Raw genomic sequence first — 25640 nt, 5'->3', positions numbered from 1 at the left:
GGTCAGACCGCGGCTGCCGCTGCCGACGCGCGTTCGAGAAAGCCCCAGAGCTCGGCCGGTACGACGGGCTTGGCAAGGATCGTGATCCCCGCGCTCCGCGGATCGTCCCCGACATGCCGGTCGGCGGTCACCAGCGCGATCGCCGGCGCCGGGCTCATCGCCGCGAGCCGTGCCGCGACATCCAGCCCGTCCTCCGCCGCCTCGAGGTGGAAATCGATCAGCGCGACCTCGGGCTCCTCGTCCGCCGCCAATGTCATCGCCTCGGCGACCGTGGCGGCAAGCAACGGCACGCACCTGCGCGACCGGAGCGCCGCATCGAGTGCGACGAGCGTGGCAGCGTCGTTGTCGAGGCACAGGACGCGCAGCCCCGGCGGCAGGGTCCGCGCGACCGTCGCGACCGGTACCGCCGCAGGTAGCGTCGCACGCATCGCGGAGGGCACGCGCACCGCAAAGGTCGACCCGCTTCCCCGGCGCGACCGCAATTCGATCGGCAGGTTGAGCAACTGCCCGATCCGCCGGACGATCGCCAGCCCAAGCCCGACCCCGCCGCCCGCACTGCCCTTGCTCTCGACGCGTTCGAACTCGGCGAAGATCCGGTCGCGATCGCCCGCCGCGATCCCCGGGCCGCTGTCGCGTACTTCAATCAGCACGTCCGCGCCGCGCCGCCGCGCACCGATCCAGATCCGTCCCGACGGCGTGTAGCGCACGGCGTTCGACAGGAAATTCTGCAGAATCGACCGCAGCAGCGACCTGTCGGTGGCGACCACCTGCACGCCGGGATGCGCGTGCAGCGCCAGCCCGCGCTCACCCGCCAGCGGCCGGAATTCCGCCGCGAGCTCCTCGATCAGGTCGCCGATCACGAACCGTTCGATCTTGGGCACCACGCCCCCCGCATCGAGCCGCGAGACATCGAGCAGCGCACGCAGCAGGATGTCGGCGGATCCGATCGCCCCGTCGATCGCACGCACCAGATCCGCCTGGTGCGGCGCCTTGCCCTCGTCGAGCGCGGCGCAGAAGAGTCGCGCCGCGTGCAACGGCTGGAGGAGGTCGTGGCTCGCGGCGGCAAGGAACCGCGTCTTGTCGCGCGTCGCGGTCTCGGCGTGCATCCGCGCCTCGTCCAGCATCGTGTTGGATCGCGCCAGGTCGCGCGTGCGCTCCTCGACACGCATCTCGAGTTGCGCCTGTGCCGCCTTTTCCGCGGTGATGTCGGTAAAGCTCTGGACATACCCGCCGCCCGGCATCGCGCGGCCGACCGTCTTGATCCAGCGCCCCGACGGCCGCAGCCGCTCGAAACTGTGCGGCAACCCCCGCGTCAGGTGCGCGAGCCGCCGCGAGACATGCGCGTCGACCCCGCCCGGCCCGCATTCGCCGCGCTCGGCATTGTAGCGGATCAGGTCGGCGATCGGCCGGCCCGCGATCACATAGCCCTCGGGATAGTCGAACATCTCGACATAGCGCGGATTCCACGCGACCAGCCTCAGGTTCGCATCGATCACGCTCACACCCGGATCGATCGTCTCGAGCGTCGCCGACAGCAGCGACCGCGAGAATCGGAGACTGCGCCCGCGCTGGTCGAGCAGCCGGACGACGTCGCCGACTTCCATCGCGGACCCCGCCAGGCTCGACGTCACGATCAGGCGCGCCGACGGCGCCCCGATCACGCCCGCGATCAGCCGCTCCGCGAGCCGCGCGGCGCGCCCGTCGATCGGCGATTGCGGATCGCGCGACAGCGGGTCGAGTCCTTCGGCGGCTTCGGCATCACCGACGAACCGTGCGACGAGGCCCTTCAGCTCGCCGAACGTCGTCACATGGTCGAGCACGCTATGCCGCCCGCCGAACACGCGACGGCGCTCGCTGTAGAGATGAAGCCCGGCCATCAGCGCGATGTTGACGCCGAGGCTCCAGGCGGTTCCGTTGACCAGCGGTGATCCCAGCGACAGCCGAAGCAACGCGTCGGGATCGAGCAGCCCGCCCGTCGCGCGCGTGATGCTGTCCCCGAACCCCCAGCGGATCGACGGCATCAGCAGGCAATAGGCCCAGACGATCACCCCGCCGATCAGCCCGCCGCGCGCTGCACGTGCATCGGCGAACCCCCACGTGACCGTCGCCACCAGCGCGGGGGCGAACTGCGCGACACCGGCAAACGCGATCAGCCCGATCGACGCGAGCGACAGCTCGTCGCCGATGCTCGTGCCGTACAGCAACGCCGCGCCGACGATCGCGCCGATGATGATCCGCCGCACGCGCAGCAGCCGACGGCCGAGATCGCCCTCGCCGCCATCGGTCTGCCGGCGCAGCAGCAGCGGCGCGAGCAGGTCGTTCGTCGCCATTGTCGACAGCGCGATCGTCTCGGTTACCACCATCGCCGTGGCCGCCGAGAAACCACCGATGAACGCCATCAGCGCGAGCGGGTCGCTGTCGCGCGACAGCGGTATCGCGAGCACATACAGGTCGGGGCGTATCGTTGCGGGCAGCATCGCCATTCCGGCAAGCGCGAGCGGCAGGACCATCACCGATATCACCGCGAGGTACGCGATGAACGGCCAGCGCGCGCGCGCGATCGCGCCGGGGTTCCGCGCCTCGAGGATGCCGACATAGAATTGGCGGGGCAGGCATATGATCGCGCACGCCGACAGCAAGGTACGAATGAAGAAGTCGGGGGTCAGCGCACCGGGGGCAAATCCGTCCGCGAACTGCGTCAGCGAGGCGTCCGTCGCGGTCGGCGGAAGCCCGGTGAGCAGCCACAAGGCAAACCCGCCCAGCGCAACGAAACACAGCAGCTTGATCAGCGATTCCGCCGCGATCGCCGCGACGACCCCCTCGTTACCGCCTGCGACCTCGTAGCGCCGCGCACCGAAACTGATCGCGAACGTCGCGAGCAGCAACGCGACGAGCGGCCCGACCAGCGCCGATCCGCCGATCCCGATCAGCGCACCGAAACTCAGCGTCACCGACCGCAGCTGCAGCGCGATATACGGGATCGATGCGACGAGCGCGGTGCCCGCGACGATCGCCGCGGTACCGCGGTTGCGCCCGTAGCGCGCGGAGATGAAGTCCGCGATCGAGCTCGAGCCTTCGTCGCGCGCCAGCCGGACCAGTTTTGCGAGGAAACCGGGGGCGAGCAGGAAGACCAGCGCGGGTCCCAGATAGATCGACAGATAGTCCCAGCCCTGCGTCGCCGCCGTGCCGACCCCGCCGAAGAACGTCCAGCTGCTGCAATATACCGCGAGCGACAGCGGATACGCGATCCGCGCCATCCGCACCGAAAGCCCGCGCCGGTCCACCACCCACGCGATCCCGAACAGCGCCGCCCCATAGGCAAGCATCGCAGCGATGACGACGGCGCTGTTGATCGATCGACATCCCTGTGGTGGCCCTTAACAGCACCGTGCAGAACCCGGCCCCCGACGGCAAGCCCTGCCGGCGCCCCACCATCCCCCCACCAACCGTACGGGGCGGTCGTGTCGCGAACGCGCACCGCGCGACATGGCGAAATCCGCAACGCCGCGTTACAGGGCCCCATGCTCCGCATCACCGAACTCAAGCTTCCGCTCAACCACGCCGACGAAGCGATCCCCGCGGCGGTCTGCAAGCGACTGCGGATCACCCCGCGCGAACTCATCCGCTATACCGTCGCCCGCCGCGCGCACGACGCGCGCGACAAGATGGACATCCAGCTCGTCTATTCGATCGACGTCACCGCGAAGAACGAGGCGACGATCCTCGCGCGGTTCCGCAAGGACCGCCACGTCAACACGACCCCCGATACCGGCTATCGTCACGTCGCCAAGGCCCCCCAGGGGTCGGGCGCGCGCCGTCCGGTCGTCGTCGGCACCGGCCCGTGCGGCCTGTTCGCCGGGCTCATCCTCGCGCAGATGGGGTTCCGCCCGATCATCCTCGATCGCGGCAAGCTGGTTCGCGAACGCACCAAGGACACCTGGGGTCTGTGGCGTCGCAGCGTCCTCAACCCCGAGTCCAACGTCCAGTTCGGCGAAGGCGGCGCGGGCACCTTCTCCGACGGCAAGCTGTGGAGCCAGATCAAGGATCCTCGCCACCTCGGCCGCAAGGTCATCACCGAGTTCGTCAAGGCCGGCGCACCGCCCGAGATCCTGACCGAGGCGCATCCGCATATCGGCACGTTCCGGCTGGTGACGATGGTCGAGGCAATGCGCGAGACGATCGAGTCGCTCGGCGGTGAATATCGCTTCGAACACCGCGTCGACGACCTCGACATCGGGGTCGACGACGACGGCACACGCCGGCTTCGCGGTCTCCACCTTCACACCGGCGAGTATCTCGAGGCGGATCACGTCGTGCTCGCGGTCGGGCACAGCGCGCGCGACACCTTCCACATGCTGCACGATCGTGGCGTGTATCTGGAGGCCAAGCCGTTCTCGATCGGCGTGCGCATCGAACATCCGCAATCCTGGATCGACCAGGCGCGGTTCGGCCCCTGCGCGGGGCATCCCGACCTCGGCGCCGCCGCCTACAGCCTGTCGCATCACTGTTCGAACGGCCGCACGGTCTACAGCTTCTGCATGTGCCCGGGCGGCACCGTCGTCGCCGCGACCTCGGAGCCCGGTCGCGTCGCGACCAACGGCATGAGCCAGTATTCGCGCAACGAACGCAACGCCAATTCGGGGCTCGTCGTCGGCATCGATCCCGCGCGCGACTATCCCGGCAATCCGCTCGCCGGCATCGAACTGCAGCGGCACTGGGAGTCGCGAGCCTATGTCGCCGGCGGTTCCGACTACAAGGCTCCTGCACAGCGGCTGGGCGATTTCCTCGCGGGCCGACCGTCGACCGCGCTCGGGACGGTGATCCCGTCCTACCGCCCGGGTGTCCATCTCACCGACCTTGCCGAATGCCTGCCCGATTTTGCGGTCAGCGCGATGCGCGAAGCGCTTCCCGTCTTCGGCCGCGACATTCCCGGCTATGACCACCCCGACGCGGTACTGACTGGTGTGGAGACCCGTACCTCGTCCCCCGTGCGCATCACGCGCGGCGACGACTTTCAGAGCCTCAACACGATCGGACTTTTTCCCGCGGGCGAAGGTGCCGGCTATGCGGGCGGCATCCTGTCGGCGGGTGTCGACGGGATCAAGGTTGCCGAGGCCGTCGGGCTGAGCCTCGTCGCCGCCGCGCCGGCGAGTTAACCACTATCTAAGATACGGGCGGTACGTGCGGGGTTCCTGTCAGGACGCGCGATCCGCCTTATGCTCAAGAGAACATTGCTGGGGTTCACGGCGATCGCCGCCAGCACGTCGTGCGTCCCGCCCGCGCTGCGCCAGGCGGGCCACGTCGCCGCGGTTCCCGTCCGTGACGCCGCCGAAGCCCGCACGTTGCTCGCCGGACTTGCGCTCGACGCACCGGTCGAGCCGCTCGAACGCGCCTTCGCCAGCCCGGCTCGGCTGACCGATGCGTCGCTGACGCCCGCCGCAGCACCCGCGTTCACCGGCGCCGCCCGCAGCGAGGACGACCGTCAGCGGGCGATCGCGTGCCTGACCGCCGCGGTCTATTACGAGGCGCGGTCCGAATCCACCGACGGGCAGCGCGCGGTCGCCCAGGTCGTGCTCAACCGCGTCCGTGATCGCGCCTTTCCCCACAGCGTGTGCGGCGTCGTCTATCAGGGTTCGACGCGCCGCACCGGCTGCCAGTTCAGCTTCACTTGCGACGGCTCGATGAACCGTCCCCGCGACGAAAGCGCCTGGGCGCGCGCGGCATCGATCGCGCGCGCTGCCTTCGACGGGAGCGTCTTCGCGCCGATCGGGGCATCGACCTCGTATCACGCCGCCTCGATCCTGCCCTGGTGGGCGCCGAGCCTCAGCCGGGTCGGCGCGATCGGCGCGCACGTCTTTTATCGCTGGCGCGGCGCGATGGAACGCGCGCTCACCTTCCGTCAGCACTATGCGGGCCTCGAGCCAGAGCCCATCGCCGGACCCGCGACCACGCTCGCCGCCACGACCTTAGCCTCCGGCTATACCGGCGCGATCGAGTCGAGCGTCACCGTCCACCGCGGTCGAGCGGCGCCGGACGCCGAGGCAATCGTGCCGTCGCCCCCTGCGTCGGCGCTTGCCTCGACCATGCCCTCCCCCGCCTCCGTCTCGCGTCGGGCGTCCGCATCCATGTCGGCACCGCTCATGGCGGCGCGGTCATGGCAGCGAGCAGCCCGTTGCCGGTGATCGCGATTTCCGAGGAAAGCGATCCGACCTGAACGCGCTTTTGGGGTGTCACATCGCGCCCCACGCGGTATCGCACGCCTCGATGCCCTGCTCCAGATCCCGCCGATGACCGCAAGCGAACTGCGCGACCGCCTCGTGACGGTACTGACCAGAGACCATCTCGGCGACCGCCGCCGGTGGCGGATGGCGGTGGGCGACGTGCGCGTCTATTCGATCGACACGCATCCGCACTGCAACTGGTCGGTCACGCCGTCGGGCAGCGCCGAAGACATTGATCGCATCGAGACGCTGGTCGATCGGTTCCGCGAGCAATTCCCCATCGTCCGTTGATTACGACAAGCTCGGCTATCCCGCGACGGACAGCGTCTTCGTTGCACATCACCGTGAAACCCCTGTAGCCCGGTCGGGTTTAGACGGGATGATGGCAATGCATACGTTACGGCGATCGTTCGGATTGCAGGTGTTGATCGGCATGATCAGCGGGCTCGCGCTCGGGTTTGTCGCGCGCAATCTGGGCGAGGGTTCGGGGCTTGCGGAGACGTTGCGCATCGTCGGCGAGATCTTCGTCCAGCTCCTGAAGACGCTTGTCGTACCGCTTGTCTTCACCGCGATCGTCGCCTCGATCGCCGCCCTCCGCAATCTCGACAACGCCCGCCGCCTCGTCATCAGCACGCTTGTCTGGTTCGCGATCACCGCGCTGATCGCTGTCACGATCGGCATCGCGCTCGGCCTGCTGATCCAGCCTGGCGTCACCGCCGGGGTAAATGCCGCAAGCGCGGTCGCGCCGAAGGCGGCTGGATCATGGCTCGACTTCCTGCGTGGTCTCGTGCCCGCGAACATTCTCGGGCTGGAGGCGTCGACCAAGCTGGCGGACGGCGCCGCGCGCACCGCCCTGTCGTTCAATGTCCTGCAGATCATCGTCATCGCGATCACGATCGGTGTTGCCGCGGTCCGGATCGGCGACGCCGGCGCACCGTTCCTCGCGTTCAACGCCTCCGCGCTCGCGCTATTCCGCCGCATCCTGCGCTGGGTCATCCGCCTTACGCCGATCGGGACCGGCGCGCTGCTGGGCAATGCGATCGTCCGCTATGGCTGGCAGTCGCTGTCGGCGCTCGGGGCGTTCAGCATCGCGGTCTATGCCGGCCTCGCACTGGTCCTGTTCGTCGTCTATCCCATATTGCTGATCGCCAACGGCCTGAGCCCGAAGCGCTTCTTTGCCGCCGCCTGGCCGGCGATCCAGCTCGGTTTCGTATCGCGGTCCTCGATCGCGACGCTCCCGGTCACCGAAGACGTCGTCGAGCGGGGGCTTGGCGTACCGCGAAGCTATTCCGCGTTCGCCGTACCATTCGCGGCGACGACGAAGATGGATGGGTGTGCCGCGATCTATCCCGCCGTGTCCGCGATCTTCGTCGCGCAATATTACGGCATTCCGCTCCACGCCGCCGATTATGTCCTCATCATACTCGTGTCCGTCCTCGGCTCCGCCGCAACCGCGGGTCTGACCGGCGCTGTCGTGATGCTGACGCTGACGCTGTCGACACTCGGGTTGCCGCTGGAAGGCGCGGGGCTCCTCCTCGCGATCGACCCGATCCTCGACATGGGCCGCACCGCGGTGAACGTCGCCGGCCAGGCGCTCGTGCCCACGATCGTGGCGAAGCGCAACGGGCTGCTCGAACAGACCTCTGACAATCCGAGCCAGCAGATCCCGGCCGCGAGCACGACCGCCCCGGCCTGATCGGTTTTGTCAAGATCGTGACAACCGGACAGACGGCCATGAACGCCTGTGACACCTCGACGCTGTCGGAGGTGCGCTGACCGGGGCGGTCGCGTGTAATGCTGTGTACTCCCGCCGCATCAAACGCGGAACGAGGACGCAGCATGACCTTCCAGACCGACATCACGCATATCGACCACCTGATCGCCGCGCAGAACGGGACATGGGATGGGATCGCGTCCGAATCCGTCGCCCGGATGCGCGCGCAGAACCGGTTCCGCACGGGTCTCGACATCGCGCGGTACACGGCCGCGATCATGCGCAGCGATATGGCCGCCTACGACGCGGACCCTGCGCACTACACGCAGTCCTTAGGGTGCTGGCACGGGTTCATCGCGCAGCAGAAGATGATCAGCATCAAGAAGCATTTCGGCACGACCGACCGCCGCTATCTCTATCTGTCCGGCTGGATGGTGGCCGCGCTGCGAAGCGAATTCGGCCCATTGCCGGACCAGTCGATGCACGAAAAGACGAGCGTCCCCGCCTTGATCGAGGAGCTCTACACCTTCCTTCGCCAGGCCGATGCCCGCGAACTCGGCATGTTGTTCCGCGACATCGACGCGGCGCGCGCCGCGGGTAACGCCATCGAGGAAAAGCGCCTGCTCAACGCGGTCGAGAATCACCAGACGCACGTCGTCCCCGTCATCGCCGATATCGACGCGGGCTTCGGCAACGCCGAGGCGACATACCTGCTCGCACGCAAGATGATCGAGGCAGGCGCCTGCGCGCTCCAGATCGAGAACCAGGTCAGCGACGAGAAGCAGTGCGGACATCAGGACGGCAAGGTCACCGTGCCGCATGAGGACTTTCTCGCGAAGGTTCGCGCCTGCCGCTACGCGTTCCTCGAACTCGGCGTCGAGGACGGCATCATCGTCACGCGGACCGACCTCGCTCGGTGCCGGGCTCACCAAGCAGATCGCCGTCAGCAAGGCGCCCGGTGATCTCGGCGATCAGTACAACTCCTATCTCGACTGCGAGGAGATCGATCCCACGACCGCGCAGAATGGCGACGTCATTCTCAATCGCGACGGCAAGCTGCTCCGCCCGAAGCGCCTGCCCTCCAACCTGTTCCAGTTCCGCGCGGGCAGTGGCGAGGATCGCTGCGTGATGGATTGCATCGCCTCGTTGCAGAACGGCGCGGACCTGCTCTGGATCGAGACCGAGAAGCCGCACATCGAACAGATTGCGGGCATGGTCGACCGGATTCGCGAGGTCGTCCCCAATGCCAAGCTCGTCTACAACAACTCGCCGAGCTTCAACTGGACGCTGAACTTCCGCCAGCAGGTGTTTGATGCGTGGAGCGAAGCGGGCCGCGACGTCTCTGGCTATGACCGCGCACGGCTGATGAGCGTCGACTATGACGGCACCGCGCTCGGCGACGAGGCAGACGAACGCATCCGCACCTTCCAGGCGGATTCGGCGAAGCGCGCCGGCATCTTCCATCACCTGATCACGCTGCCGACCTATCACACCGCGGCGCTGTCGACCGACAATCTCGCCAGGGAATATTTCGGCGATGCCGGGATGCTCGGCTATGTGAAGGGCGTCCAGCGCAAGGAAATCCGCGAGGGTATCGCCTGCGTGAAGCACCAGAACATGTCGGGCTCCGACCTTGGCGACGACCACAAGGAGTATTTCGCCGGCGAGGCAGCGCTGAAGGCGGGCGGCGTGCACAATACGATGAACCAGTTTGCGGCCTGACATCGACGCCGGAGCGAAAGCTCCGGCACGGACATTAGACCGGCGGGCGGGGATGCCCGCCGCAACTGCGCACCGATAACCCGCCCCCAAAGCAACGCAGGGCAACCCCGCCATGCTGTCCCCCGGAGACGCGCCGTGGCATGAGCGGACAATGCAAGCTCCCGCCCTCCTCGACGTCACCGCGCTGGAAAAGTCGGTGCCCGGTGGCCGCCAACTCTTCCGCGCGCTCGATCTCACCGCCAATCCCGGGCAGCTTATCGCGATCGTCGGCGAGAGCGGCGTCGGCAAATCGACGCTGCTCAACATCCTCGCCGGACTCGATACCGCGGATGCCGGGCAGGTCACGGTCGAGGGCGTGACGCTCGGTACGCTGGACGAGGCTGCGCTGACGCATCTGCGCGCCACCCGCATCGGCTTTGTCTTCCAGGCGTTCCATGTCCTTCCCTATCTGACGCTTCGCCAGAACGTGGCGCTGCCGCTTGCGCTCGTCTCATCCGATACCCGTGCCATCGCCACCCGCGCGCAGGCGATGCTCGAACGCGTCGGTCTCGGGACGCGCGGCGACGGCTATGCGCGCGATCTGTCCGGCGGCGAGTTGCAGCGGGTCGCGATCGCCCGCGCGCTGGTCCACCGCCCCGCGCTGATCCTTGCCGACGAACCGACCGGCAATCTCGATCCGGAGACCGCCGCCAAGGTCCTCGATCTCTTTTCGCAGGCGGTGCGCGAAGACAAGGTCGCGGCGATCATCGTCACGCATTCCGAAGCCGCGGCGGCAATTGCCGACATCGTCCTCACGCTGACCGCGACCGGGCTGGAACGCCGGGAGTGAGCGTTCTGTCCGCGCGGCTCGCGCTTGCCTGGCTGGTCGTCGGCGAGTGGCGGGCGCATCCGGCACGCCTGGCGCTCACCGCCATAGCCATCGCGATCGGCGTCGCGCTCGGCTTTGCGGTCCACCTCGTCAACGGCTCGGCGCTGTCGTCGTTCGAGGGTGCGCTGCGTACCGTCAACGGCCGCGCCGACGTGCAGGTCAACGCGACCAGCCCGCTCGGTTTCGACGAGGCCGTCTACCCCCGCGTCGCCCGCGCGCCCGGCGTCGTCGACGCGAGCCCGGCCGTCGTCCTGCGTGCGACGATCGGGACGACGGGCTTCACGCTGCTTGGTCTCGACGTTCTGCGCGCCGCTCAGGTCACGCCGTCGCTGGTCGGGATCATACCCACGGGCGTCGACCGCCGCTCAGACGCGGCGTTCGACGGCGATGCGCTGTTCCTGTCCGCCGCGGCGCTGCGCAACCTGCGCGTCGAGCCCGGGCAGGCGGTGACGGTCGCGGCGAACGGCCGGACGACGTCGCTGCGTATCGCCGGGCGCCTTCCCGGCGTCGCCGAGGATCAGGCGATCGGCGTCGTCGACATCGCCACCGCACAGTGGAAATTCGGGCGGATCGGCCGGCTTGACCGTATCGACGTCGCGCAGGCCGAAGGCGCCGACACCGCGCCGCTCCCGGCGATCCTGCCACGCGACGCGGTGATCGGCACCGCCGCAAGCGACGCCGTCCGCAGCGATGCCTTGTCGCGCGCCTACCGCGTCAACCTCGACATGCTGGCCCTCGTCGCGTTGCTGACCGGCGGCTTCCTCGTCTTTTCCGCGCAGTCGCTGTCGGTCGCGCGACGGCTGCGCAGCTTTGCGCTGATTCGGACGCTCGGGCTGCCACGCAGCGGTATCGTCGCGACCGTCGCGTTCGAAGGGCTCGCGATCGGAATGATCGGCGCCACCCTCGGCCTGGTGCTGGGCTATGCGCTTGCCTATGCCGCGCTCACGCGGTTCGGCGGCGATCTGGGTGCGGGCTATTTCGCGGATGGTCGTGTCCGTCTGACTTTTGCACCGGTCGCAGCGGCCGGCTTCTTTGCGCTCGGGTTGCTCGCTGCCGTCGCGGGCAGCGTCCTCCCCGCCCGGATCGCCGCACGTGCCGCGCCCGCAGCGGCACTGCGCAATGCCGGCGACGTGATGGACCCGCGCGCGTCCGTGCCCTGGATCCCTGCCGCGATCCTGCTCGCGACCGGCGCCGCGATGGCACTCCTGCCCGCGATCGATGGCTTGCCGATCTTCGGGTTCGCCAGCATGGCCCTGATCCTCGCCGGCGGAATTGCGGGAATGCCCTGGCTGGCGCGCACGCTTTTGCGGCCCTTGGCGCGCCGCTCGGGCCGGCATGTTCCCGTCGATCTGGCGGTTCGCCACCTCCACGGCGCCCCCGGCCAGGCCGCGACCGCGCTGTGTGGGATTGTCGCGAGCACCGCGCTGATGATCGCCATGGCGGTGATGGTCACCAGCTTTCGCGGCGCGGTCGACGAGTGGCTCGGACAGGTGCTCGCCGAAGATCTCTACCTTCGCATCGATGGCGCCGCGGGCTTCGATCCGGCTGCGCAGGCGGTCCTGCGGGCGACGCCCGGCGTGGCGTCGATCGCGTTCAGCAGACAGATTCCGCTGACGCTCGCCGCCGATCGCCCGCCGGTGACGCTGATCGCGCGCCCGGTCGCGGCGGGTGGCGACCGGACGCTCGTACTGATCGAGGCCGCCGACGCGCTCCCCAGCGGCAGGACGCCGGTCTGGCTGTCGGAGCCTGCCGCGCGCATCTACGGCCTCCGCGTCGGCGATGCCGTGACGTTGCCGATCGCCGGTCGCTATGCCGTCGCCGGGATCTGGCGCGACTATGCACGGCAGCAGGGCGCGATCGTCATCCGCGACACCGACTATACGCGCGCCACCGGCGACAGCACGCGCACCGAAGCCGCGATAACGCTGGCGGGGGGCGCCGCCACGCAGACGGTTCAGCAAGCGCTGGTCCGGCGGTCGCCACGCGATCTGCGCAGCCGGATTTCGATCGCCCGCCCCGCGACGCTGCGCCGCTATGCGCTCGAGCTGTTCGACCGGAGTTTCGCCGTGACCTATCTTCTCGAAGGCGTAGCGATCCTCGTCGGGCTTGCGGGCGTCGCCGCGACGATGTCGGCACAGACGATCGCGCGCACGCGCGAATTCGGGATGCTGCGGCATATCGGTGTCTCGAAGCGCCAGATCGTCGCGATGCTGGCAAGCGAGGGTGGCCTGCTCGGTCTCGTCGGCGGCATTGCCGGCATCCTCCTCGGCGGGATCATGGCGCAGGTTCTCGTCCACGTGATCAACCCGCAATCGTTCAACTGGACGATGGCGACGCGCGTTCCCTGGGGGATCGTCGCGAGCGTCGCGGCAGCCTTGGTGGTCGCCGCAGCAGGCACGGCGACGATCGCGGGGCGCCGCGCGATCGCCGCCGATGCGGTCCGCATGGTGAGGGAGGATTGGTGATGCGCCGCCTGCTCGCATTCGCAGCGCTCGTGCTTACGGCGGCGACGCCGGCTTCGACCGGACCCGCGGTGGTCCGCCCGGGCGCGCGCTTCACGTTTCCCCGCGAACACGGCGCGCACCCAGAGTTTCGCACCGAATGGTGGTACGTCACGGGCCGGCTCGCCACCCCGGACAAGCGCGACCTCGGGTTTCAGATCACCTTCTTCCGGACCACGCCCGCCACCGATCCGGCCAATCCCAGCGCCTTTGCGCCGAAGCAGATCCTGTTCGCGCATGCCGCGCTTTCGGACCCGCGTGTCGGCCATCTGCTTCACGGCGAGCGCGCCGCGCGCGCGGGGTTCGGGCTGGCGCAGGCCCGGATCGGCGACACCGACGTCAGCCTGCGCGATTGGCGCATCCGCCGCCTGCCCGACGGTCGTTTCGTCACGCGTGTCACGACCGCTGATTTCGCGCTGTCGCTCACGCTGACCCCGCGCCAGCCGCCGCTGCTCGAAGGCGAGGACGGCTATAGCCGTAAGGGCCCCCGTCCCGAACAGGCCAGCTATTATTACTCGGTGCCGCATCTGTCGGTGTCCGGCCGGCTGGCCCGCAACGGCCAGGTCCAGCCGGTCACCGGACAGGCATGGCTCGACCGCGAATGGTCGTCCGACTATCTCGGCGGGGGCGCGGTGGGCTGGGACTGGACCGGGCTCAATCTCGACGATGGCGGCGCGCTGATGGCGTTCCGTATCCGCGGCGCGGGCGGGCGACAGATCTGGGCGGGCGGATCGCTTCGCCGCAGGGACGGCCGCGTCGTCCGTTTCACGCCCGCCGATGTCCGCTTCGATCCGATCCGGCAATGGCGTTCGCCGCGGACCGGCGCACTCTACCCGGTCGCGCAACGCCTCAGCGTCCGCCTGCCAGAGGGCGTACGGCGGCTCGATCTCATGCCGCTGTTCGCCGATCAGGAACTCGACGCACGGCGCAGCGGGATGCCGGTCTATTGGGAAGGCGCGGTGCGTACACGCGGCGGCAGCGGCTATCTCGAGCTCACCGGCTATGCGGCTCCGCTCAAGATGTAGACGTCACCGGATACCCAATCTTTTGCACGGCCAAGCTTTGCGGCTATTCCTTACGACCATCGACACGATAGGGATTGGAGGAAGCGGAGGACTGGATGACATTGAACCGAACGCATATCGGCGTTGCACTCGCGGCGATCGTCGCGGGCTGCTCGTCTCCCTCCGGCACTGGCAAGGATGGCACGGTCGAACTGCTGAACGTCAGCTATGATCCCACGCGGGAGCTCTACCGGTCGGTCAACACCGCGTTCGCCGCAAAATGGAAGCAGGACACCGGCCAGACCATCAAATTCAACATGAGCCATGGCGGCTCCGGCAAACAGTCGCGCGCGGTGATCGACGGGCTGGGTGCCGACGTCGCCACGCTGGCGCTTGCCTATGATATCGACGCGATCGCCGAGCGCGCCAAGCTGCTCCCCGCCAACTGGGAAGCCCGCCTCCCCGACAACAGCGCACCCTATACGTCGACGATCGTCTTCCTCGTTCGCAAGGGTAACCCGAAACGGATCCGCGATTGGGCGGACCTCGTGAAACCCGGTGTGCAGGTCATCACCCCCAATCCCAAGACAAGCGGCGGGGCACGGTGGAATTTTCTTGCCGCCTGGGCCTATGGCCGAAAGGCAGGCGGGTCCGACGCTGCGGCGCAGGCCTATGTGACGCAGCTGTTCGGCCATGTCCCCGTGCTGGACTCCGGCGCGCGTGGAGCGACCACGACGTTTGTCGAACGCGGCCTGGGCGATGTGCTGATCGCGTGGGAGAACGAGGCGTTCCTGTCCGAAAAGGAGCTCGGCGCTGGCAAGTTCGACATCGTCGTCCCGTCGATCTCGGTGCTGGCGGAGCCCTCGGTGGCCGTGGTCGATGCCAATGCGAAGGCGCACGGCACCGAGAAGGTCGCCGACGCCTATCTGAAGTTCCTCTACACGCCTGAAGGTCAGGACATCGTTGCGAAGAACTATTACCGCCCGCGCGACCCCGCGGTCATGGCGCGCTATGCCAACGTCTTCCCGAAGATCGAGACGCAAACGATCCGCGATTTCGGCGGATGGAAGACTGCGCAGGCGCGCTTCTTCAACGATGGTGGCGTCTTCGACCGAATCTATTCGGGACCAAAGCGCTGACGCCGACGATCGACCCCAGGCGGGCATCTCATGGCTGAGCGCGCCTCTGTCGGGAAGCATCGGTCCGCGCGACGTTCGGTAATACCGGGCTTTGGTCTCACCATGGGGCTGACGGTCGCCTGGCTGTGCCTGATCGTGCTGATCCCGCTGTCGACGATCTTCCTGCGTGCCGCGGGGCTGGGATGGGATGGGTTCGTCGCCGTCGGCCTGTCGCCGCGCGCGCTCTCGGCCTATCGCCTGAGCTTCGGCACGGCGTTCCTGGCGGCCATGGTCAACGCGGTGTTCGGGCTTCTCATCGCCTGGATCCTCGCGCGGTACGAATTTCCCGGCAAGAAGCTCGTCGATGCGGCGGTCGACCTGCCGTTCGCGTTGCCAACCGCAGTCGCAGGTATCGCGCTGGTCTCACTCTACGCCGAGAATGGCTGGATCGGGTCGATGCTCGCGCCACTCGGCATCCGCGTCGCCTACACGCCACTCGGCGTCGTCGTCGCGCTGATCTTCATCGGTCTGCCGTTCATCGTCCGATCGGTCCAGCCCGTCCTCGCCGACCTCGGCGCGGATGTCGAGGAAGCCGCCGCGACGCTTGGCGCGACCCGCTGGCAGACCTTCAGCCGCGTCATCCTTCCTGCAATCGCGCCCGCGCTGCTGACCGGGTTCGCACTCGCGTTCGCGCGCGGCGTCGGCGAATATGGCTCGGTGATCTTCATCGCCGGCAACATGCCCTACAAATCGGAGATCGCGCCGTTGCTGATCGTCACGCAGCTCGAGCAGTTCGATTATCCCGGCGCGACCGCGATCGCCTGTGTGATGCTGGTCGCGTCCTTCTCGATGCTGCTGCTCGTCAACATGCTCCAGGCATGGCGTGCCAAGCGGAGCGCGAAATGACCCGCGCCGCCGCAACCGAAAGCCCCCTGGGTCGGCGCATCCTGATCGGCGTCGGCATGGTCTTCCTTGCGCTGTTCCTCGCGCTGCCGCTCGTCGTCGTCTTCGTTCAGGCGTTCGCCAAGGGCTGGCCGATGTTTCTCGACGCCATCGCCGAGCCTGATGCGCGTGCCGCGATCCGCCTGACGCTTCTGGTCGCGGCGATCTCGGTCCCGTTGAACTGCGTGTTCGGCGTCGTCGCGTCATGGGCGATCACGAAGTTCGAGTTTCGCGGCAAGAGCCTGCTGATCTCGCTGATCGACCTGCCCTTCTCCGTGTCACCGGTGGTCGCGGGTCTGATCTTCGTGCTGATGTTCGGCGCGCAAGGGTGGTTCGGCCCATGGCTGATCGCGCATAACTGGAAGGTCATCTTCGCGGTCCCGGGGATCGTGCTCGCCACGGTCTTCGTCACCTTCCCCTTCGTCGCGCGCGAAATCATCCCGCTGATGGCCGAACAGGGGCGCGACGACGAGGAAGCCGCGGTGTCGCTCGGGGCATCCGGGTGGCAAACGTTCTCGCACGTCACGCTTCCCAACATCCGCTGGGGGCTGCTCTACGGCGTGCTGCTGTGCAACGCGCGCGCCATGGGGGAATTCGGCGCGGTCTCGGTAGTTTCGGGACATATCCGCGGTCTCACGAACACGATGCCGCTGCATGTCGAGATCCTCTACAACGAATATGACTTTGTCGGCGCATTCGCGGTCGCATCGCTGCTGGCGTCGCTGGCGCTGGTGACTTTGGTCCTGAAAAGTCTGCTCGAGTGGCGCTTCGGCTATCATCAGGCAAGGAGTGCGCATTGAGCATCGTCATCGACGCCCTTTCGAAACGGTTCGGCGCGTTCGCCGCGCTCAACGGCGTCACGCTGGAGGCACGCCCGGGCGAATTCCTTGCGCTGCTGGGTCCGTCGGGCTCGGGCAAGACGACGTTGCTGCGGATGATCGCGGGGCTCGACTTCCCCGATGCCGGGCACGTCCTCTTCGACGGCGTCGACATGACCGATACGCCGGCCGCCGAGCGCCGTATCGGCTTCGTCTTCCAGAATTATGCGCTGTTCCGGCACATGACGGTCGCGGACAATATCGCGTTCGGGCTCACCGTCCGCGCGCGCCGCGATCGTCCCGCCAAGGCAGATATTCGCGCGCGCGTCGCCGAACTGCTCGACCTGATCCAGCTTCCCGATCTCGGCCATCGCTATCCCGCACAGCTGTCCGGCGGCCAGCGTCAGCGCGTCGCCCTCGCCCGCGCGCTCGCGGTCGAGCCGCAACTGCTCCTGCTCGACGAGCCGTTCGGTGCGCTCGATGCCAAGGTGCGCAAGGACCTGCGCCGCTGGCTGCGCGACCTCCACGATCGGCTCGGTCTCACCTCGGTCTTCGTCACGCACGATCAGGAAGAGGCCCTTGAGCTTGCCGATCGCGTCGTCATCATGAACCGTGGGCTCATCGAACAGATCGGCACGCCGCGCGAGGTCTACGACACGCCCGCCACGCCGTTCGTCTCCGCCTTCGTCGGCGAGACCAACCAGATCCCCGTGACGATCGCGGGCGGACGCGCGGCCTACGCAGGACGACAGCTCGACGTGTCGACAGCCGGGATATCCGATGGCCCGGCCGAGCTGCACTTCCGGCCTCACCAGGCGGAGCTCGGGGCGGACGTTCCCGGCACGTTGCCGATCCTCGTCGGCCCGGCCCGGCAACGCGGCGGCGGGTGGCGGGTCGATGCCACGCTCGATGCACAACCCATCGAGTTCGACGTTTCCGGGCCGGTACCCGATCGCGGGACGCGCGCCGGCTTGCGCCTGACCGACGTGCAGCTCTTCCCGGTTCGCTGATATGAAAAGACCGGCCGCCGCTGGGCAGGCCGGTCATCGAGTGGTGCGGGTGGCCGGGGTCGAACCGGCACTCCTTTCGGAACAGGATTTTGAGTCCAGCGCGTCTACCAATTCCACCACACCCGCACAATCGCCGCGCCAGGCTCGAAGCCCGGTGCAGCGGCGGTTTCGCTAGCCCATGACGCAGTGCCCCGCAAGCACTCGACTGCATATACCGCGCACAAAAAGGGGCCCGCCGTTTCCGGCGAGCCCTCAGGTCGGAGAGGAGGATCAGAACTTGATCGTCGTTCCAATCGCCAGGTTGCGGCCGAGCGCGTCGTAGCGCTGCGGGATCGTGTTGCTGCGCGCGAGGCTGATATTGTAGGAGTCGGGTACGATCGGCGGCGTCTTGTCGAGCAGGTTGTTCGCGATCAGACGCAGCGAGAACTGCTTGGCGATCGCGAAGTTGAGCGCGAGGTCGAAATAGCTGATCGGTGCGACACGATAATAGCTCGTGCGCTCGCGCTCTGGCGTGCCGCCAATGGCTTCGTCGCCCGAATTGTCGGCATGCGTCAGCGACCCGACATAGCGCCAGTTGAACGACGCGCTGAACGCCTTGTCCATCGTCGTGTAGGTCGTGCGCAGGCCGTGCGACCATTTCGGGATCAGCTGACCGCACCCATTGGCATAATAGCCCGCGCAGTTGCGCTTGGGCTGGACCGGCGAATCCTGCCCACCGGCAAAGGTCGTCAGCGAACCGTTGAAGTTCATGTCGATCTTGCCAGCAGTTTCCAGGTCGAGCGTATATTGGCCCTGGAAGTCCCAGCCGCGCGCGATCGACTGATAGAAGTTGGTCGTGCCCTGCCGGATGAAGCCCGTGCTCGGGTTGCCGGCGGGATCCGAATACAGCGTGCCGGTGCCGGGATTGCGGACGATGCCCTGGCAGAAGAAGTCGTCGCCGCCCGACCGCTGGCACCCGTCGGTATAATAGTTGAACGGGTTGTAGCCGAGTGAATCGTTGATCTTGATCCGGTAGCGATCGACCGAGAACACCAGGCCCGGAATGAACCGCGGCTTGACGATCAAACCATAGGTCTGCGTGTACGCGGTTTCTGGCGCGGACGTGAAACCGCCCGACCGCACCGTGCACTGGTCATCCGGGCACAACAAGGTGGTGCTGCCATAGAGCGCATCGGTCAGGCCCGTCGCACGGCAGACCTCACGCGAGGCGACCGGCGCGCCATAGCTGATCGCCCCGGTGGCGGGATCCGCGATGGGGGTCGGGGCGCAGAAGTCGTTGATACCGTTCGTGCCGACCGTCGCGAACTCGATATTGGTCGCCTGCCGGATCTCGAACACCGTCGGCGCGCGCTGTGCCTTGTTGAACGACGCGCGGAAGGTCAGGTCGCTGATCGGGGCATAAAGGCCCTCCAGCTTCCAGGTGCTGAACGAGTCCGGGTTGCTGCTGTACTTCGACACGCGATAGCCGCCATTGGCCTGCAACAGTTCGGCAAACGGCTTGTGCTCGATCAGCGGCGCCTGCACTTCGATGTTCGCTTCCCAGACATCCTGCTTCAGATTCTGGTCCGCGCCGCCGAACCGCGTGCGGAAGCTCGGGTCGGCATACCCGCTGAACGTGTCCTTGCGGTATTCGGTACCCAGCGCGATCGCCACGCCCTGCTCCGCCAGCGGCGACCTGATCCCGTATTTGCCGAGATCGCCGGTCAGCGACGTCACGACGTCATACAGCGTGCCGACGCCCGTCTGCGTGCCCGTCGCGAACAGGTAATTGCGCAGCGCCGGGTTGGTATTGCCTGCGCTGAACGCGTCGAACGGCACGCAGGCCGGGTCGGACGTCGTCGCGCAGGTCGGATTGGCGAGCGTTCCGCCCACGTTTATCGCATTCTGCAGCCGTGTCGGATCAACGAACGTCGGCGTGTAATCCTGATGGTTCCGCGAATAGACACCGCCAACGTCATAGGTCCACGCGTCGCCGACCTTGCCGCGTACGCCGCCGCTCAGGCGAACGCCGGTGTTGATATACGTGTCGGACACGTCGTTGAATTCGCCAAGGCGATAGGACAGGCTGATCGGTGCGAGCGCCGTGGTCCCCGCTGCCGCACCGCAGATCGTCGTCGCCTGCGACGCCGACAGGAACGGGTTGTTGCAGTTGACCTGCAGCTGCCCCTCGCCGCTGTAGCTCGCCCGGCCAGGATAATTGTTGAACGACTTGTCGCGGAACCAGATGCCCGACGCGTAGACCTCGGCATTCGGGGCGATGTCGAGACTGACAAAGCCGCCTGCGTTGATCCGCTCGGACGGTCGCTGATACGCATAGTTGCTGAAATAATTGGACGCGTTGCCCGCGCCGGCGCCGAATGGCACGAAGCTGCGGGTGCCGTCCGGATTGTTCACATATTGCTGGTTCGCATTGACGCCGCTGAGCGGCGTGACGAGACCGCTCGTCGAGCTGCTCGGGGTCAGACCGCACGAGAGCGGCCCGTCCGCGGTCAGTTGCGTCACGTAACAACCCGAATTGGATCGATCCGACAGCGATACGGCCTCGCTCTCGCGATAGTTGACGAAGCCCGACACGCGCAGCGCGCCGTCGAACAGCTTGACGCCCCCGGTCAGCGTCACGTCGGCTCGGCCGCCGTCATTGGTCAGGCCGCGCGGGGTGCGGAACCCCGCCGCGCGCGCCAGCGGCGACACGACCGTGTCCTTGTTGAGGTGGTTGTAGAAATTGTAGTTCGCATCGAGCTGCAGGCCCTCGAAATCCTTCTTCAGGATGAAGTTGACCACGCCCGCGACCGCGTCCGACCCATAGACCGAAGACGCGCCCCCCGTCAGCACGTCGACGCGCTCGAGCAGCGACGTCGGGATGATGCCGACGTCCTGGCCATTCTGCGTGCCGAGGCGTTTGCCGTCGATCAGGACCAGCGTCCGCTCGAACCCGAGGCTGCGCAGCTTGATGCGCTGGCGACCGTCGGAATCGGCATAGGTCTGCTGGTTGTCCGGCGCGACCTGAGGCAGGCGGTTGAGCACGTCTTCGACGTTGACCGCGGCCTGCGCGCGAATGTCCTGCGCGGTGACCGACGCGATCGGCGCCGCCGACGTCATGTTGGGACGCTGGATCCGCGACCCGGTCACGACGATGTCGCCGTCGCCGGTCGCGGGACGCTGCGGCGTCGCGGCGGCGTCAGGCGTGGCGATCGCGGACTCGGCGTCTGCTTCGACCTTTGCTTCGGCGGGCGTCGTCGCCTCCGCCTGTGCTGGCGTGACCTGCGCCGGGACATCCTGTGCGAAAGCCGGAGCGCTTGCCATCAGCAAGGCGCCCGAAATCGCAATACGCGATGCGGAATGACGTAGGAACATACTCAACCCCTTTTACAGGGATGCAGCTTCTGCCTGCATCCATCTCCGCTCACGGGTTTTGGTCATAAACACTGTCCAGTCAATACCTAGATAATACCACTCGATTACATTTGTATGATCATGTGACAAACGTACCATACCTCTGGTCCTTGTCTTCGAAAGTCGATAGGCATGGACACAGGGGCAGGTTGTTGGGGGTAGGCATGACGACGAGACGATCGGTATTGGGCGGGCTTGGCATCGCACTGCCTCTGACCGCGTCCGCGACCAGCGGCGCGAACGCCTTCGCTGGCCGATCGGCGGAGGGCGCCGGCGCGCTGATCGTCTCGACCTGGGATTTTGGCGCTGCGGCCAACGCTGCCGCCTATGCCAGGCTTCGCGCCGGCGGGTCGCTGATCGACTCGGTTGAGGCGGGCGCGATGGTGCCGGAGGCCGACCCCGCCAATCATAGCGTCGGCTATTCCGGTTATCCCGACCGCGACGGGCACGTCACGCTCGATGCCGTGATCATGGACGATGCCGGCGGCGTCGGCGCCGTCGCGGCACTCGAGGACACGATCCACGCAATCTCGGTCGCGCGCCGCGTGATGGAGCGAACCCCGCACACCTTCCTCGTCGGCGAGGGCGCCACTCGCTTCGCGCGGGACCAGGGCTTTCCGAAACAGAACCTGCTGACTCCGGAATCGGAAAAGGCATGGCGCGACTGGCTCACCACCGCGCACTACAAACCCGAAGCCAATAGCGAGAACCGCGTCGGCCGGACGCCCGGTGGAGCGCTCGATCACGATACGATCGGCCTGCTGATGCGCTCGACCAGCGGACGGCTCGCGGGCGCCTGCACCACCTCGGGCATGGCGTTCAAGATGCGTGGCCGGGTCGGCGACTCGCCGCAGGTGGGTTCCGGCCTGTATGTCGAGGCGGAGTCGGTGGCGCGACGTCGACCGGGCTGGGCGAAGAGGTGACGCGCGTCGCGGGGTCCGCCCGCGTGGTCGCGTCGATGCGGTCCGGCGCATCGCCGCAGAAAGCGTGCGAAGAGGTCGTCCGGCACATCGCCAAGCTGCGCGGCGACGCGATCCGCGGTGTCCAGGTCGGCTTTCTCGCCCTCGACCCGAAGGGCCGCGTCGGCGCCTTCTGCCTCCTGCCCGGCTTTACTTATGCGGTGACCGATCCGAACGGACGCACGATGGTCCTGACCGCGCCGTCGCTGTTCAAGGCCTGACGCTGGTCATGCCACGCATCAGGACGCTGGAGATATGCGTCGAGGATCTCGATGGCATCGACGCCGCCGTTGCCGGGGGCGCGGATCGGATCGAACTCTGCACGGCATTGGCCGTTGGCGGGCTGACTCCCGCAGCCTCGCTCATCCGCGCCGCCGCGTCCGCCGCGCTGCCCGTTCATCTGCTGTCCCGACCGCGCGAGGGGGGCTTCGTCTACACACCGCGCGAATCCGCGATGATCGCCGATGACATCACGACCGCGGCCGAGGCGGGGCTCGCCGGCGTCGTGATCGGCGCGGCCAACGTCGATGGCACGCTTGACGCAGCGGTGCTCGCTGAACTGATCGCGCATGCCCACCTGCTCGGCACGGCACGCGGGCGCGACCTGTCGCTGACGCTTCACCGCGCCTTCGATCTCGTTCCCGATCTCGCCGCGGCGCTCGACACCGCCGTCGCGCTGGGGTTCGATCGCGTCCTCACCTCGGGCGGGGCGCCGAAGGCGATCGACGGGGTGGCCGCGATTGCGATGCTCCATCGCCGCGCCGCCGGCCGCATCGGCATCCTCGTCGGGAGCGGCGTGTCGATCGACACGCTTCCCGCAATCCTTGCGACCGGCGTCGGCGAGGTTCACGCTTCGTGCCGTCATCCCTGTGATCAGGACCAGGACCCTGCCCTCGTCCGGTTCGGGTTTGCCTCGACGCAGACCAGCCGGACCAGCCGCGGGCGGATCCGCGACCTCGCTACCCGCCTTGGACATTCCAACGCTTGAACAATACCAATCTATAACTTACGCAGCGCGAGAGTGCGTGGCGACGCATGCCCGCGTCGCCCTGCAACCGCATCACGCGACCCCATGAAGCGAGCCGCCATGACCGAGACCCTTCCCGATCCCGCACCGCGCACGCCCGACGGCGGCGCCCCGCTGTCGACGAACGCGACCGAGGCGACGCTGATGTTCCGCGAGGCCGCCGAATCGAGCGAGGCGGTCGCGCGTCTTCTCGCCGCCAATGCGGATACGATCGCAGCGCTGGGTGCGCGACTGCGCGCGGCGCCCCCGCGGTCGTCGTCACCTGCGCGCGCGGTTCGTCCGACCATGCCGCGGTCTACGGCAAATATCTGATCTGGACAAAGACCGGCGTCCCCGTCGCGGCGACGGCCCCCTCGGTCGTCTCGCTCTATGATGCAAAGCTCAGCGCCGCCAACACGCTGTGCATTGCGATCTCGCAGAGCGGCCGCAGCCCGGATCTGCTGGCGACCGTGGCGGCCTACAAACAGGCGGGTGCGCATGTCGTCGCGCTCGTCAACGACGAGAGCTCGCCGCTCGCCGAAGCCGCCGATACGCTGATCGCCCTCAAGGCAGGGCCGGAGCGATCGGTCGCAGCGACCAAATCCTATATCTGCGCGCTTGCCGCACTGGCTGCGATCACCGCCGAATGGTCGGATGACGATGCGATGCGCACCGCCGTCGCCGCCCTGCCCGCGGATCTCGCGCGGGCGTGGGACCTCGACTGGTCGGCTGCGGTCGCGCCGCTGCAGTCGGCGACGAACCTGTTCGTGATCGCGCGCGGTCCCGGGTTCGGCATCGCCAACGAGGCGGCGTTGAAGATGAAGGAGACCTGCGCGCTGCATGCGGAATCGTTCAGCTCCGCCGAGGTCCGCCACGGGCCGATGCAGCTTGTCCAGGACGGCTTCCCGCTGCTGGCGCTCGCCACGTCCGACGCCGCCGGCGACGGCGTGCGCGAGGCCGCAGCGGAATTCGCGGGACGCGGTGCGCACGTGTTGATCGCCGACGCACGCCTCGATGGTCGTCACGGCGACTCCGTCCTGCCCGCGCTCGTCGCGCATCCGACGATCGAGCCGATCCTCATGGTCCAGAGCTTCTACAAGCTGGTCAACGCCCTTTCCGTGGCGCGCGGGTTCAACCCGGACGCGCCTTCGCATCTTGCCAAGGTCACCTGCACGCTATGACGACTTTCCGGTTTCGCAACGGCCATATCGTCACACCGGATGCCGTCCTGACCGACGCGACACTGCGCATCGAGGGCGACCGGATCGCCAGCGTCGAGGCGGGCGTCGATTCCGACCCCGCGTCCAACGCCGAAACCGTCGATCTCGACGGCGGCTGGATCATGCCGGGATTCGTCGATACGCAGGTCAATGGCGGCGGCGGCGTGCTGTTCAACGACGCCACTACGGTCGAGGGCATCGCCGCGATCGGCGCCGCGCACGCGCCGTTCGGCACCACCGCGTTCATGGTCACGCTGATCAGCGACACCCCCGACGTCATCGCCCGCGCGCTCGATGCGGTCGATGCAGCGATCGACGCGGGCGTACCGGGCCTTGTCGGAATCCATGTCGAGGGCCCGGTCATCAGCGCCGCCCGCAAGGGCATTCACGATCCCACGCGGTTCCAGGATCTCGACGACGAGCTGCTCGCGCTGCTGACGCGCCCGCGCCGCGGCAAGGTGATGCTGACGCTCGCCCCCGAGCGCGTCACGACGGCGCAGATCGCGGCACTGACCGCGGCCGGCGTCCTCGTCAGCATCGGACATAGCGACGCGAGTTACGACGTTGCCGCCACGGCGATCGCGGCGGGGATCACCGGCGTCACGCATCTGTTCAACGCGATGTCGCCGCTCGTCCACCGCGCGCCGGGCGTCGTCGGTGCGGCGATCGACGACCAGGGCGTCTATTGCGGGATCATCGTCGACGGCTTCCACGTCGACGACGCCGCGCTGCGCATCGCCCTGCGCGCGCGCCCGCACGACCGCTTCATGCTGGTGTCGGATGCGATGCCGTGCGTGGGTGCGGTCGACAAGGCGTTCATGCTGCAGGGACGCGAGATCCGCGTCGAGGGTGGCCGCTGCGTCGGCGCCGACGGTACGCTTGCGGGGTCCGATCTCGATATGGCGGGTGCCGTCCGCAACAGCGTGGAACGGCTCGCCCTGCCCCCGAAAAGGCCGCGGCGATGGCTGCGACCTATCCCGCGGCCTTTCTCGGGCTCGAGCGCGATCGCGGCGCGCTCGCACCGGGCCTGCGCGCCGACTGGGTTCGTCTGACGCGCGAGCTTCAACCCGCAGGGACCTGGATCGGCGGCATCGCCTCCGCCTGATCCGCAGCCTGCACTGCACCCGCACTCGCAAACCAAGGA

Annotated in this window: 14 protein-coding genes, 1 tRNA gene and 4 pseudogenes; 16 read left to right on the top strand and 3 right to left on the bottom strand. The window is 67.6% G+C overall.

Going from position 1 to position 25640, the window contains the following annotated elements; all coding sequences use genetic code 11:
* Nucleotides 1-2: 2 nt before the first annotated feature.
* A complete protein-coding gene (locus QP165_RS01125; RefSeq protein WP_333993246.1) occupies nucleotides 3-3326 on the bottom strand; it encodes a PAS domain-containing hybrid sensor histidine kinase/response regulator in 3324 nt (1107 codons plus the stop codon).
* A gap of 195 nt (nucleotides 3327-3521) precedes the next feature.
* On the opposite strand from QP165_RS01125, the gene QP165_RS01120 reads away from it, so the two are divergent.
* The 12 genes and pseudogenes from QP165_RS01120 to QP165_RS01065 all read left to right on the top strand — a co-directional run bounded on the left by QP165_RS01120 (nucleotide 3522) and on the right by QP165_RS01065 (nucleotide 17918).
* Nucleotides 3522-5156 (top strand): NAD(P)/FAD-dependent oxidoreductase, encoded by a 1635-nt coding sequence (locus QP165_RS01120; protein WP_333993244.1) that lies wholly within the window; start codon nucleotides 3522-3524, stop codon nucleotides 5154-5156.
* 60 nt (nucleotides 5157-5216) lie between these two features.
* Nucleotides 5217-6182 carry a cell wall hydrolase gene (locus QP165_RS01115; RefSeq protein ID WP_333993241.1) on the top strand — a complete coding sequence of 322 codons (966 nt, stop codon included), beginning with the start codon at nucleotides 5217-5219 and terminating at the stop codon, nucleotides 6180-6182.
* A 45-nt stretch (nucleotides 6183-6227) separates the two neighbouring features.
* Nucleotides 6228-6512 (top strand): hypothetical protein, encoded by a 285-nt coding sequence (locus QP165_RS01110; RefSeq protein WP_333993240.1) that lies wholly within the window; start codon nucleotides 6228-6230, stop codon nucleotides 6510-6512.
* Between the two features lie 97 nt (nucleotides 6513-6609).
* Nucleotides 6610-7917: a dicarboxylate/amino acid:cation symporter gene (locus QP165_RS01105; protein ID WP_333993238.1), complete on the top strand. Its 1308-nt coding sequence runs from the start codon at nucleotides 6610-6612 to the stop codon at nucleotides 7915-7917.
* Between the two features lie 143 nt (nucleotides 7918-8060).
* Nucleotides 8061-9657: pseudogene (locus tag QP165_RS01100) on the top strand (isocitrate lyase).
* A 151-nt stretch (nucleotides 9658-9808) separates the two neighbouring features.
* Nucleotides 9809-10486: an ABC transporter ATP-binding protein gene (locus tag QP165_RS01095; RefSeq protein WP_333993236.1), complete on the top strand. Its 678-nt coding sequence runs from the start codon at nucleotides 9809-9811 to the stop codon at nucleotides 10484-10486.
* Entirely contained in the window at nucleotides 10483-12990 is a 2508-nt protein-coding gene (locus QP165_RS01090) for an FtsX-like permease family protein (protein WP_333993235.1), read from the top strand. The genes QP165_RS01095 and QP165_RS01090 overlap by 4 nt, the downstream gene beginning before the upstream one ends.
* Nucleotides 12990-14051 carry a lipocalin-like domain-containing protein gene (locus QP165_RS01085; RefSeq protein ID WP_333993234.1) on the top strand — a complete coding sequence of 354 codons (1062 nt, stop codon included), beginning with the start codon at nucleotides 12990-12992 and terminating at the stop codon, nucleotides 14049-14051. Before QP165_RS01090 ends, QP165_RS01085 begins: the two co-directional genes overlap by 1 nt.
* Before the next feature lie 95 nt (nucleotides 14052-14146).
* Nucleotides 14147-15169 (top strand): sulfate ABC transporter substrate-binding protein, encoded by a 1023-nt coding sequence (locus QP165_RS01080; RefSeq protein ID WP_333993232.1) that lies wholly within the window; start codon nucleotides 14147-14149, stop codon nucleotides 15167-15169.
* 30 nt (nucleotides 15170-15199) lie between these two features.
* Nucleotides 15200-16054, top strand: a complete 855-nt coding sequence (gene cysT, locus QP165_RS01075) for a sulfate ABC transporter permease subunit CysT (protein WP_333993230.1) — start codon at nucleotides 15200-15202, stop codon at nucleotides 16052-16054.
* Nucleotides 16051-16890, top strand: coding sequence for a sulfate ABC transporter permease subunit CysW (gene cysW / locus QP165_RS01070; RefSeq protein WP_333993228.1), 840 nt, complete (start codon nucleotides 16051-16053; stop codon nucleotides 16888-16890). Before cysT ends, cysW begins: the two co-directional genes overlap by 4 nt.
* Nucleotides 16887-17918: a sulfate/molybdate ABC transporter ATP-binding protein gene (locus QP165_RS01065; protein ID WP_333993226.1), complete on the top strand. Its 1032-nt coding sequence runs from the start codon at nucleotides 16887-16889 to the stop codon at nucleotides 17916-17918. The genes cysW and QP165_RS01065 overlap by 4 nt, the downstream gene beginning before the upstream one ends.
* A gap of 41 nt (nucleotides 17919-17959) precedes the next feature.
* Here the strand turns inward: QP165_RS01065 and QP165_RS01060 are convergent.
* A tRNA-Leu gene (locus QP165_RS01060) sits at nucleotides 17960-18044 on the bottom strand.
* Nucleotides 18045-18188: 144 nt separating this feature from the next.
* Entirely contained in the window at nucleotides 18189-21272 is a 3084-nt protein-coding gene (locus QP165_RS01055; RefSeq protein ID WP_333993225.1) for a TonB-dependent receptor domain-containing protein, read from the bottom strand.
* 203 nt (nucleotides 21273-21475) lie between these two features.
* Here QP165_RS01055 and QP165_RS01050 point away from each other — a divergent pair.
* The 4 genes and pseudogenes from QP165_RS01050 to nagA all read left to right on the top strand — a co-directional run bounded on the left by QP165_RS01050 (nucleotide 21476) and on the right by nagA (nucleotide 25601).
* Nucleotides 21476-22491 (top strand): annotated as a pseudogene (locus QP165_RS01050) (N(4)-(beta-N-acetylglucosaminyl)-L-asparaginase).
* A gap of 8 nt (nucleotides 22492-22499) precedes the next feature.
* Nucleotides 22500-23258, top strand: a complete 759-nt coding sequence (locus QP165_RS01040; protein WP_333993220.1) for a copper homeostasis protein CutC — start codon at nucleotides 22500-22502, stop codon at nucleotides 23256-23258.
* A gap of 183 nt (nucleotides 23259-23441) precedes the next feature.
* Nucleotides 23442-24457 (top strand): annotated as a pseudogene (locus QP165_RS01035) (SIS domain-containing protein).
* A pseudogene (gene nagA / locus QP165_RS01030) lies at nucleotides 24454-25601 on the top strand (N-acetylglucosamine-6-phosphate deacetylase). The pseudogenes QP165_RS01035 and nagA overlap by 4 nt, the downstream one beginning before the upstream one ends.
* The last annotated feature ends 39 nt before the right edge of the window (nucleotides 25602-25640 follow it).

It is taken from the genome of Sphingomonas sp. 22R3R2A-7 (genome assembly GCF_036856055.1).
Classification (GTDB): Bacteria; Pseudomonadota; Alphaproteobacteria; order Sphingomonadales; family Sphingomonadaceae; genus Sphingomonas.
This window is presented reverse-complemented; position numbering and strand designations above follow the sequence as displayed.